This window comes from Lactococcus sp. (assembly GCF_036648155.1).
Classification (GTDB): Bacteria; Bacillota; Bacilli; order Lactobacillales; family Streptococcaceae; genus Lactococcus; species Lactococcus cremoris.
Genome location: NZ_JAVXIY010000006.1, coordinates 188,131 through 199,910 on the forward strand (window position 1 = coordinate 188,131; position 11,780 = coordinate 199,910).

Consider the following 11,780-nt stretch of genomic DNA (forward strand, 5'->3'; position numbering starts at 1 on the left):
TTATAGTTTTTCAACTGATTCAACTGCTTGAACAAAACGAGTCGCGATTTCAAGTGGTCTAGTAATTGCACCACCGATAACCATTCCGTCTACTCCAATTTTTTGGACATACTGTGCCTGTTCGGGACTGTGAATCCTTCCTTCAGCGATAACGGGAATTTTTTCCTCAACTAACTTTTCAAGTAATTCAAAGTCAGGTCCATCTTGTTTTTTACTTTCTTCTGTATAACCACTGAGAGTAGTTCCAACAAAGTCTACTCCAGCAGAATAAGCATTTTTACACTCTTTAAAATTTGAGCAGTCAGCCATTAAAAGTTGAGTCGGATATTTTTCTTTGATTTTTTTGATAAATTGATTAATAGTTAGCCCATCATGACGTTCTCTCAGAGTACAATCTAAGGCTATTACCTCACAAGAAGTAGCAACTAATTCATCAATCTCTTTCATAGTCGCTGTAATGAAGGGCTTTTGAGGCAAATAATCTTTTTTAATAATACCTATGATGGGTAAACTTACCGCTTTTTGAATTTCTTTTATATCTCTGACCGAGTTTGCCCTGATAGCGACAGCTCCAGCTTGTTCAGCAGCTTTTGCCATTAAAGGCATAACTCCTCCATTTTCAGAATATAATGGTTCACCGGGTAAGGCTTGACAAGATGCGATTATTCCGCCCTTTATTTTTTCTAAAAATTGTTCTTTATTCATTCTCCATTTACCCTCCATAAAATGTATTTTTGGATAATTACTCCACAATTAATATAGCATACGCTTACATTTTTGTCAATTATGATAAAATAAATTTATGATACAAGAAATTATGAGTTAATTACCAAAGGAAAATTATGAAAATTGAAACAGTCATTAAAGAAAAATATGAATCACTTACTAAATCAGAAAAGAAGATTGCAAATTATGTATTAGCTTCAAAGGAGCGTATTGTTTATGGAACAATGAATGATATCAAAAAAGCAATCAAGGTTGGTGATGCAACCATAGTAAGATTTTGTCAAAAATTGGGTTATTCAGGATTTTCAGATCTTAAAATAGAAGTTGCTAAGGAAAGTTATTCTCAAAAGTCTTCTAATAGAACAAATCTGACCTTATTTTTTGATGAGAATGAAAATAGTATTATTGAGATTCTTCATGAAACAAAATCAAAATTAGATTTAGAACAATTTGAAAAAAGTTCAAAATTAATTTCTGAAGCTTCGGCTATTTATATTTTTGGGGTAGGTTTAAGCGGCAATACTGCGAAAGATTTAGAAGCGATGTTTCTTCGTATTGGAGTTCCAGTTAAAGCAATTAGTGACTCTCATTTTCAATTGCAAACAGCTGCCCTATTAAAGAAGACAGATTTAATCATTGGCATTTCATTATCCGGTAAGACATTAGAATTATTTGAATCCATTAAGATTGCCAAAGAACAAAAAGCTCAGATTATTTCAATTACTAGCTCAGACTATTCACCACTTGCCCAACTTTCTGATATTAATTTGCAAACAGTGAGTGAGGAGTTTTTTGATGGTGGCTCACTCGCTGGAAAAATTTCACAATTATATATTTGTGAAATTTTGGTTAAAAATCACGAGCGACTTTACAAAGATAAAGCAATTCAGAGTAGAGAAGCGATTATCAGAGCAGTTATGGATAAGACAGTTGAGTAACTTCTTTATTATTCAGCTTTTAGTGATGTTTGTTGAGCCTTATTGAAATACTATGTTATAATATGGACATGACAAATTTCAAGAAAAACGATATATTTGAAGCAGAAGTCCTTGATTTGACGCATGAAGGGCAAGGAGTGGTTAAAGTTGATTCTTACCCATTTTTTGTAGACAATGCCTTACCTGGTGAACGGATAAAAATGCGCGTTCTTAAAGTTGGAAAATCATTTGGTTTTGGACGTGTGGATGAATTTATAAGCCAAAGTGATCATCGCACGACTCAGTTAAACCTTGATTATTTAAGAACTGGGATTGCTGACTTTGGTCATCTAAGTTACAATGAACAAGTAAAATTTAAACAAAAGCAAGTCGTTGATATTTTAAGAAAAACGGCTGGGAAGGAAGATTTCCCTATTTCTCCAGTCATTGAATCTATTAAAACGATAAAATATCGAAATAAGGCACAGATTCCTGTTCAAATGGTTAATGGGATTTTAACTACTGGATTTTATAGAAAAAATTCTCACTCATTAATTCCAGTCGAAGATTTTTATATTCAACATCCTGAAATTGATGCAGTTGTCCTTTTTTTGCGTGATGAGTTTCGGAAAATTAATTTACAAGCTTACGATGAAAAAACGCGCAAAGGTTGGCTACGAAATATTGTGGTTAGAAGAGGTTTTCATACAAGTGAAATGATGGTTAGCCTTGTTGTAACCAGTAAAAAACTCCCAGAAAATGTTGATTTGGTAATTGACAAATTAGTGGAGCATTTTACTAATATTAAATCTGTTCAACTCAATATTAATACTGGAACTGGCTCATTTATTTTAGGTAAAGAGTTCGTTTTATTGTTTGGAAAAAATTTTATTACAGATTTGATGTTGGACAAAACTTATCAAATTTCTGCACCGGCTTTTTATCAAGTCAACACTCCACAAGCTGAAAAACTTTATGAAACAGCCTTTGAATTCGCAGAATTAAAACCAGGAGATATTGTTATCGATGCTTATTCTGGTATTGGAACAATCGGAATCAGCATGGCTGATCGAGTCGCTGAGGTTTATGGGATGGAAGTTGTTCCGGCTGCTGTTGAAAATGCAAAACGTAATGCTCAATTAAATGAACTTGAGAACACACATTATGAAGTAGGAACAGCAGAAAAAATTATGCCCAAGTGGCTTGATGAAGGAATAAAACCTGATGTTATTTTTGTTGACCCACCAAGAAAAGGGCTCGATGAAACTTTTATTAAATCAGCAACAGCAACTAATCCTCGGAGAATCGTTTATATTTCATGTAATCCTGCAACCTTTGCTCGAGATGTTGTACGTTTTGAAAACGAAGGCTATATTTTAGATAAAGTTCAACCAGTTGATTTATTCCCACAAACGCATCATATTGAACTTGTTGCTCGTTTTAATAAAAAATAAAAGAGGATAGTATTTTAGAAAATCCTAACCATAGAAAGAAAATCATGATTCGCATAACACAAATCAAAATTTCAATTGACGAACCTGTCAGTAAAGTTAAAAGTCTTGTTTTAAAAAAATTAAGGCTTCAAGAAGCTGACCTGCTCGATTATCGAATTTATAAAGAATCAATTGATGCAAGACACAGAGGCGAAATTGATTTTATCTATACTGTTGACATTAAACTTAAAGATGAATCCAAAATACTGTCTAAAAAAATTAAAAATGTTTCGTTAGCACCAGAACTAGACTATGTTAATCCGCAACTTGGAACTAAAAAAATGGTCAACCGCCCAGTCGTCATTGGATTTGGCCCTGCTGGAATGTTTGCTGCTTTACTTTTGGCTCAAAATGGTTATCGTCCAATTGTTTTAGAACGTGGTCAAGCAGTTGATGAACGTGTAAAATCAATTGACAAGTTTTGGCTTGAGGGGAAACTTAATCCAAAATCGAATGTTCAATTTGGTGAAGGTGGAGCAGGGACTTTTTCTGATGGAAAATTAACCAGTCGTGTTCGTGATTTACGCGGACGCAAGGTTTTAGAAGAGTTTGTTGAAGCTGGTGCCCCAGAAGATATTCTTTATAAGGCACATCCTCATGTCGGGACAGATTTATTACGTGATATCGTTAAAAATATCCGAAAACAAATTATCGAGTTGGGCGGAGAAGTCTATTTTGATGCTCAAGTTGAAGAATTTTTAATTGAAGATGAACAATTACAAGCAGTAAAACTTGCTGACGGAAAAATCGTTAAAACAAATCATGCAATTTTAGCCATTGGTCATTCAGCTCGTGATACTTTTTCAGAACTTTATGATAAAGGGGTAACAATTACCGCTAAACCCTTTGCTGTTGGAGTTAGAATTGAACATCCTCAGTCATTGATTAACAAAGCTCAATATAAAGAATTTGCTGATCATCCACGTTTAGGTGCGGCAGAATATCGTTTAACTCACAAGTCATCATCAGGTCGAGGCGTTTATACTTTCTGTATGTGTCCGGGAGGACTCGTTGTTCCGGCTGCCTCAGAAGAAGGTGGACTTGTCACAAACGGAATGTCTGAACATGCCAGAGACCAAAAAAATGCAAATTCCGGACTTTTAGTCCAAGTCTTCCCTGAAGATTTCCCAAGTAATCATCCTCTTGCTGGAGTTGAATTTCAAAAAGAATTAGAACATAAAGCTTTTGAATTAGGCGGTTCTAATTATCAGGCTCCTGCACAACTTGTTGGAGATTTCCTTGACGGAAAAGCTTCCAAAGCAATGGGTTCGGTTGAACCAAGTTATGCTCTAGGAGTAAAACCAACAAATCTTGAATCATTATTCCCAGACTATGTTACACAATCTATGCGAGAAGCGATTGTTGGTTTAGATAAAAAAATGCACGGTTTTGCACTTTCTGATGCAGTGATGACTGGTGTTGAATCTCGTTCATCTTCGCCCGTCAGAATTAATCGTGATGAAGAAAATTTTCAATCAGTTTCAACTAAAGGAATCTATCCTTCAGGAGAAGGAGCAGGCTTTGCCGGTGGAATTGTTTCGGCTGGGATTGATGGTTTAAAATGTGCTGAAGCACTAATTTCTGAGTTTGCAAAACCACTGACGGAGGCCTAAAATGGTTCCTAAATTTCATGATTACGAAAGAGAATCAGAAAATTTTTATGACCGTATCGCTAGCCAGTTTGACCATAGTTTTGATGGGTTTTTGGCCAGCTTTTTTAAAAGATTTATCCTTAAAAATCTAAAATTTGAACAAAATTCTAAGATTTTGGATGTCGGTTGTGCTAACGGAAAGCTTCTGGCGATGTTAAATGACAAAAAGAAAATTGTCGGTAGTGGCTTGGATATTTCGTCAGAAATGATTAAAGTTGCCAAAGATCAGTACCCATATTTTACTTTTGAACAAGGTTCTGCTCAAGAAATTCCTTTTGATAACGAGAGCTTTGATTTGATTATTTGTTCGGCTAGCTTCCATCATTTCCCAAAACCTGAGCGTTTTTTGATAGAAGCTGAATGCCTGCTCAGACCCAATGGAAGATTAGTGATTGCAGAAATTCACATTCCATTTATCACAAAAATTTATAATTGGTGGATTAACCGTTTCTCGACAGAAGGAGACGTGAAAGTCTATCAGCCAAAAGAACTGACAGAACTTTTCAATCAAAATGGTTGGAAAATTAATAAAAAAAAGATTTTTTTACAGATTCAATATTATGAACTTGAAAAAAATTACTGACAGGCTCCTCTTGGAACTTATTGACAAGTCTGTCAGTAATTCTAAAATAAGAATTAGGAAAAATTATGGAACAAGAACAACACCGCAGTTTTAAAGCCTCTTGGTTTTTCAAGTGGTTCATTAATAATAAAGTCGTTGCAAGTTTAGCGATTGTCCTTCTCTTTTTATTGAATATTTTATTACTCAATAAAGTTGGATTCATTTTTAAACCTGTCGGAGAATTTATTACTGTCATTTCTCTGCCAGTTATTTTAGCAGCAGTATTTTACTATTTACTTAACCCGATAGTTGATTTTTTGGAAAAAAGACGAGTTCCGCGTGTGCTGACAATTATTGTCCTTTTCTTAATTATCGCAGCTTTGATTGCTTGGGGCTTAATTGTTGCTATTCCAAATGTCATCAGTGGAGTAGACAATTTCGCGTCATCGGTCCCTCATTATGTTAACACTGCCCAAAAAGAGATTAATGCTTTAGCAAAAAATCCACACTTTGAGCAATTCCGACCACAAGTTGACCAATTTGCCAAATCAATTGGGAATCAATTGATTGATTGGTCAAAAACTTTCTCTGTTAATGCCGTAACGACTCTTTCACATCTCATCAGTAAAACTACAAGTATTTTGATTTCTTTAATTGTCTTCCCATTTGTTCTTTTTTACTTGTTAAGAGATGGTCAAAGATTAAATGGCTTTGTCACTCATTTATTGCCCAATGATTGGCGTAAAGAAACATCAAAAGTCTTGCATGAAATTAATAGTCAACTTTCAAATTATGTGCGTGGTCAAGTCTTAGTTGCCATTGCTGTTGCCATTATGTTCATGATCGGGTTACCAATTATTGGATTGCGCTATGCAGTAGCCTTGGCAATTACAGCAGGTTTCTTGAACTTAGTTCCATTTTTAGGCTCATTTTTAGCCGCTATTCCAATGGTAATCGTTGGTTTGGCGATTGGTGGACCTTTGATGCTTGTAAAAGTAATCATTGTTCTTATCATTGAGCAAACTCTTGAAGGGCGCTTTATTTCTCCTTTGGTCCTTGGAAAACAAATGTCAATCCATCCGATTACGATTTTATTTGTTTTACTGACAGCTGGTCAAATCTTAGGAGTTTGGGGAGTTCTACTTGCGATTCCATTTTATGCAACACTCAAAGTGATTATTGTTCACGTTTATGAATGGTATCGTGAAATTTCAGTCCTTTATCGTGAAGAAACAGCTACAGAAGAAGCTAAAGAGTAATTAATAGAATAAAAAATAAGGAGAAAAATGTCATATTCAGAAGATACAATTGACTTTTTACATCAGGGAGACCTGATTGGAATGCAAAATTCACTTGCAAAAGCATTAAAAAATGATAATAATGAAATGTTGGCCGACCTTGCCGAATATCTGCAAATGATGGGTTTTATTGATGAAAGTCAAAAAATTTATGACCAAATCATGTCTGAACACCCAGAGTCAACCGATTATCTGATTAATTTAGCAGAGATAGCTGAAGATAATGGTAATTTAGATGAAGCTCTGAACTATCTTTATCAAATTCCAGTAGACGATGAAAACTATATTGCTGCACTCGTTAAGATTGCGGATTTATATCAGTATGAAGGAGATTTTGAAACAGCAATTTCAAAATTAGAAGAAGCACGAGAATTATCAGATTCTCCACTTATCACCTTTGCTTTGGCTGAATCTTTTTTTGAACAAGGTGATTATTCAGCCGCCATCACCGAATATGCCAAACTTTCAGAACGTAAAATTTTGCATGAAACAAAAATATCTATTTACCAAAGAATTGGTGATTCTTATGCTCAATTAGGTAATTTTGAGAATGCCATTTCATTTCTTGAAAAATCATTTGAATTTGATGAAAAACCTGAAACTTTATATAAAATCGCTCTTCTTTATGGAGAAATTCATAACGAAACAAGAGCTATTGCTAATTTCAAACGATTAGAAAAAATGGATGTTGAATTCTTGAACTATGAGTTAGCTTATGCTCAAACATTGGAAGCCAATCAAGAATTTGAAGCTGCACTAGAAATGGCACAGAAAGGTTTGAATAAAAATCCAAATGCCGTTCCTTTACTTCATTTCGCTTCAAAAATTAGTTTCAAATTAAAAGATAAAGCAGCAGCAGAACGTTACCTCATGGATGCCTTGAACTTACCAGAGTTACATGATGAAACAGTCTTTCTACTTGCTAACTTGTACTTTAATGAAGAAGATTTTGAAGCGGTCATTAATCTTGAAGAACTTTTAGAAGATGAACATTTATTAGCTAAATGGCTTTTTGCAGGAGCACATAAAGCTTTAGAAAATGATTCTGAAGCGGCTGCTTTGTATGAAGAACTCATCCAAACCAATTTGTCAGAGAATCCAGAGTTTTTAGAAGACTATATTGATTTTCTTAAAGAAATTGGTCAAATTTCTAAAACAGAACCAATTATTGAACAATATTTGGAACTTGTTCCAGATGATGAAAATATGAGAAATTTGCTGACAGACTTAAAAAATAATTACTGACAAAGCTGTCAGTAATTATTTTTATTGTAAGCTAGAAAATTCACAAACTTGCGTCAAAATAATTGTAAAAGGGTCTATTATCTGATAAAATGATTGTGAAGTAATCCAAGAGATTATGAAATATGAATTAGAACAAATAGAGGTAAAATAAAAAATGTCTGAGAAACAATTTGGGGCGAACTTGGTTGTCGATAGTTTGATTAACCATAAAGTGAAGTATGTATTTGGGATTCCAGGAGCAAAAATTGACCGGGTTTTTGATTTATTAGAAAATGAAGAAGGCCCTCAAATGGTCGTGACTCGTCATGAGCAAGGAGCTGCTTTCATGGCTCAAGCTGTTGGCCGTTTGACCGGGGAACCTGGTGTAGTAGTTGTTACGAGTGGTCCAGGGGTATCAAACCTTGCAACTCCACTTTTGACTGCAACATCAGAAGGTGACGCTATTTTGGCTATTGGTGGACAAGTTAAACGAAGTGACCGTCTCAAACGTGCACACCAATCAATGGATAATGCTGGAATGATGCAATCAGCAACAAAATATTCAGCCGAAGTACTTGATCCTGATACACTTTCTGAATCAATTGCCAACGCTTATCGTATTGCCAAATCAGGACATCCAGGTGCAACTTTCTTGTCAATTCCACAAGATGTAACGGATGCCGAAGTATCAATCAAAGCCATTCAACCACTTTCAGACCCTAAAATGGGGAATGCCTCTATTGATGACATCAATTACCTAGCGCAAGCCATCAAAAATGCCGTTTTACCAGTAATTTTGGTTGGAGCTGGTGCTTCAGATGTCAAAGTCGCTTCATCATTGCGTAATCTATTGACTCATGTTAATATTCCTGTCGTGGAAACATTCCAAGGCGCTGGAGTTATTTCACATGATTTAGAGCATACTTTTTACGGTCGTATCGGTCTTTTCCGCAACCAACCAGGGGATATGCTTTTGAAACGCTCTGACCTTGTTATTGCTGTTGGTTACGACCCAATTGAATATGAAGCTCGTAACTGGAATGCGGAAATTGACAGTCGAATTATCGTTATTGATAATGCCATTGCTGAAATTGATACTTACTACCAACCAGAACGTGAATTAATTGGGGACATCGCGGCAACATTGGATAATCTTTTACCAGCCGTTCGTGGTTATAAAATTCCAAAAGGAACAAAAGAATATCTTGATGGCCTTCATGAAGTTGCTGAACAACACGAATTCGATACTGAAAACACCGAAGAAGGCAGAATGCACCCACTTGATTTGGTCAGCACTTTCCAAGAAATTGTAAAAGATGATGAAACAGTAACCGTTGACGTAGGTTCACTATACATTTGGATGGCACGTCATTTCAAATCATACGAACCACGTCACCTCCTCTTCTCAAACGGAATGCAAACACTTGGTGTTGCACTCCCTTGGGCAATCACAGCCGCATTGTTGCGCCCAGGTAAGAAAGTTTATTCTCACTCAGGTGATGGAGGTTTCCTTTTCACAGGTCAAGAACTCGAAACCGCCGTTCGTTTAAACCTTCCAATCGTTCAAATCATCTGGAATGATGGTCATTACGACATGGTAAAATTCCAAGAAGAAATGAAATATGGACGTTCAGCAGCCGTTGATTTCGGCTATGTTGACTATGTAAAATATGCTGAAGCAATGGGAGCAACAGGCTACCGTGCCCACAGCAAAGAAGAACTTGCCGAAATTCTAAAATCAATTCCAAATACTACAGGTCCTGTAGTAATTGATGTACCTTTGGACTACTCTGATAATATTAAGTTAGCAGAAAAATTATTGCCAGAAGAGTTTTACTGATAAAAATAACCTGTTTTGTGAAATAACAAAAATAAAAGAAGAAGCCCTTGAACCACTGCGTGTTCAGGGATTTTTTTCATTTATTATTAATCAAAAAACAATTTAATTTAATGGAGTCCTTTAATGAGTAAAATCACGATGGCATAGGAGAAACTTGAAATAATGCCCAATATCCAAAAACCGAGTCCTTGATAAATAAGACCACCGGCTATAGACGCGAGAGTCAGTCCTAGATAAAGAGCAGATGAATTAAAGCTCATCAAAGTTGAGCGATTTTGAGTAGATAAAGTCACAAGATAGGCAGAAATCGCGGTTACCCCCCAGCCCATAGAAAAGGCGAGCAAAATTAGAAATATAATGAGACCTAAAATACTGTTGCTAAACAGTCCTAAAGCCAATGTAAAGCTAAGTGAAGCACAAGCATTGAATAAAATTGACTTTACTCGTCCTAATTTGTTCATAATCAACCCACCAGTTGAAGCAGCAATAAAATTTGCGGTGCCGTAAATTAGAAAAACTAGACCAGCTTTCCCACTACTAAAATGGAAATGCTCTGCTAAAAAACTTCCAAGGAAAGTATAGACTAGGTAAAATCCAAACATCCAAAAGAAATCTAGAAGAAGTGTATGAATCACATTTTTAGCTTTAAAAACATTTCTAAAATTGACCAAATAGCTAATTTTTTGATTTTGAGCAGTAGTATTTGGGATAATGGCTATTATAAGAATGAGCGAGAATACTGTAAGAACGGCCGATGCCCAAAAGGCACTATGCCAATTGCTTAGTTGAGAGAGAAAAGATCCAAGTGGGACACCGACTGCCACAGAAAGTGAAAGACCCGCCATTGAAATTCCCATAATTTTATTCATCAATTGCCCATTAAAATAACTACCAATGAATGCCCAGACATTTGGGAGAAAGAGAGCAGCACCTAGTCCCGCAGCTGCACGATAGATGTAAAAAGTTGCAAGATTTGTAGCAATTGCGCAAAGAAGAGTAGCCCCTAAAAAAAGACTCATGCCTGTGATTAAAAGTTTACGTTTACTGAAACGGTCGCCTAAAGGACCAAACAATGGAGCACCAATCATTTCACAAAGGGCATAAGTTGTGACACCAAGGGCAGTTTGACTAATTGTTGCATGAAAGTCTTGAGCAATTTGTGGGAGTAATGGGCTGATGATAAAACTGTCAGCCCCGACGACAAAGACGCCAAGGAAAAGTCCAGTGACGATAGAAAAATTTTTAATGTTCATAAAGTCAGATTACGCTTTGTTTATTGAACTTTCAAGTGAACTTTTGGGAACTAAGTTACAAAGTTGATACTACTTGTGGGATTTTAGAAAAGTGGTAAAATGAGCTTATGGAACTTGAAACAGAAAATACTTTTATAAAACATAGTCAAATTCATGGAGAATTTTGTCCTTTAGATACAACAATCAAAATTTTGTCGGGTCGTTGGAAAACAATTATTTTAAATCGTTTGATGAAAGAGGAATTGCATTTTAATGAACTTGCAAGACGGATTCCCGATTGTACGAGAAGAATGCTAGCTTTACAACTTCATGAACTAGTTGAGGCACAAATCATTAGAAAAAATATAAACTTTGAATTGTTACCTGTACAGATTTCTTATGAATTAACAAATTTGGGAAAATCACTTTTACCGATTGTTTGGACAATGAACGACTGGGGAATACAATATATTAAAGAAGTGACAGGAATTCCCGATGTGGACCCATCTTGTGAAGGAAAAAAATAAGAATTAAAGTTGAGCAGCAGTTAGTTTTAAGGTTGTTTCTAGTTATAAATATAAAAGAACAAGCAGATTCTCATTTTCAAAGGAAATAAGAGGAAAATATCTTAAATAACGCAAGCATTGTTTGTCATACAATATTTATTGACAAAAATGGGAAGAAAAATGTATAATATATAGTACATGACATTAATGTAACATTTTGATAAATAAAAAAATCTCAATAAGAATTGATAGTTAAACGTTTTGTTGTTTAACTATCAGTGTGTTTATGAAAAATGATAAAAAGACTCCGAAAAATTAAGATTTTTCGGA

Annotated in this window: 10 protein-coding genes; 8 read left to right on the forward strand and 2 right to left on the reverse strand. The window is 35.3% G+C overall.

What is annotated here, in order from left to right; translation table 11 throughout:
- Window positions 1-705 carry an N-acetylmannosamine-6-phosphate 2-epimerase gene (locus RSC39_RS07715; RefSeq protein WP_332536320.1) on the reverse strand — a complete coding sequence of 235 codons (705 nt, stop codon included), beginning with the start codon at window positions 703-705 and terminating at the stop codon, window positions 1-3.
- A 137-nt stretch (window positions 706-842) separates the two neighbouring features.
- Between RSC39_RS07715 and RSC39_RS07720 the strand changes: the two genes are divergently transcribed.
- From RSC39_RS07720 to alsS, 7 genes are all read left to right on the forward strand, one after another.
- Complete coding sequence (locus RSC39_RS07720) at window positions 843-1,664, forward strand: MurR/RpiR family transcriptional regulator (protein WP_332536322.1); 822 nt, start codon at window positions 843-845, stop codon at window positions 1,662-1,664.
- 62 nt (window positions 1,665-1,726) lie between these two features.
- Entirely contained in the window at window positions 1,727-3,097 is a 1,371-nt protein-coding gene (gene rlmD, locus RSC39_RS07725) for a 23S rRNA (uracil(1939)-C(5))-methyltransferase RlmD (protein ID WP_332536324.1), read from the forward strand.
- A gap of 44 nt (window positions 3,098-3,141) precedes the next feature.
- A complete protein-coding gene (locus RSC39_RS07730; protein ID WP_063281719.1) occupies window positions 3,142-4,749 on the forward strand; it encodes an NAD(P)/FAD-dependent oxidoreductase in 1,608 nt (535 codons plus the stop codon).
- A gap of 1 nt (window position 4,750) precedes the next feature.
- Complete coding sequence (locus tag RSC39_RS07735) at window positions 4,751-5,371, forward strand: class I SAM-dependent methyltransferase (RefSeq protein WP_332536327.1); 621 nt, start codon at window positions 4,751-4,753, stop codon at window positions 5,369-5,371.
- A gap of 65 nt (window positions 5,372-5,436) precedes the next feature.
- A complete protein-coding gene (locus RSC39_RS07740) occupies window positions 5,437-6,609 on the forward strand; it encodes an AI-2E family transporter (protein ID WP_011676167.1) in 1,173 nt (390 codons plus the stop codon).
- A 27-nt stretch (window positions 6,610-6,636) separates the two neighbouring features.
- A complete protein-coding gene (locus RSC39_RS07745; protein ID WP_332536329.1) occupies window positions 6,637-7,893 on the forward strand; it encodes a tetratricopeptide repeat protein in 1,257 nt (418 codons plus the stop codon).
- A gap of 154 nt (window positions 7,894-8,047) precedes the next feature.
- Window positions 8,048-9,712 (forward strand): acetolactate synthase AlsS, encoded by a 1,665-nt coding sequence (alsS, locus tag RSC39_RS07750; protein ID WP_011835185.1) that lies wholly within the window; start codon window positions 8,048-8,050, stop codon window positions 9,710-9,712.
- A 107-nt stretch (window positions 9,713-9,819) separates the two neighbouring features.
- Here alsS and RSC39_RS07755 read toward each other — a convergent pair whose 3' ends face one another.
- On the reverse strand, window positions 9,820-10,965 hold the full coding sequence (locus RSC39_RS07755) for an MFS transporter (protein WP_332536332.1): 1,146 nt from the start codon (window positions 10,963-10,965) through the stop codon (window positions 9,820-9,822).
- Between the two features lie 107 nt (window positions 10,966-11,072).
- Here RSC39_RS07755 and RSC39_RS07760 point away from each other — a divergent pair, with 107 nt between their 5' ends.
- A complete protein-coding gene (locus RSC39_RS07760) occupies window positions 11,073-11,471 on the forward strand; it encodes a helix-turn-helix domain-containing protein (RefSeq protein ID WP_332536334.1) in 399 nt (132 codons plus the stop codon).
- The last annotated feature ends 309 nt before the right edge of the window (window positions 11,472-11,780 follow it).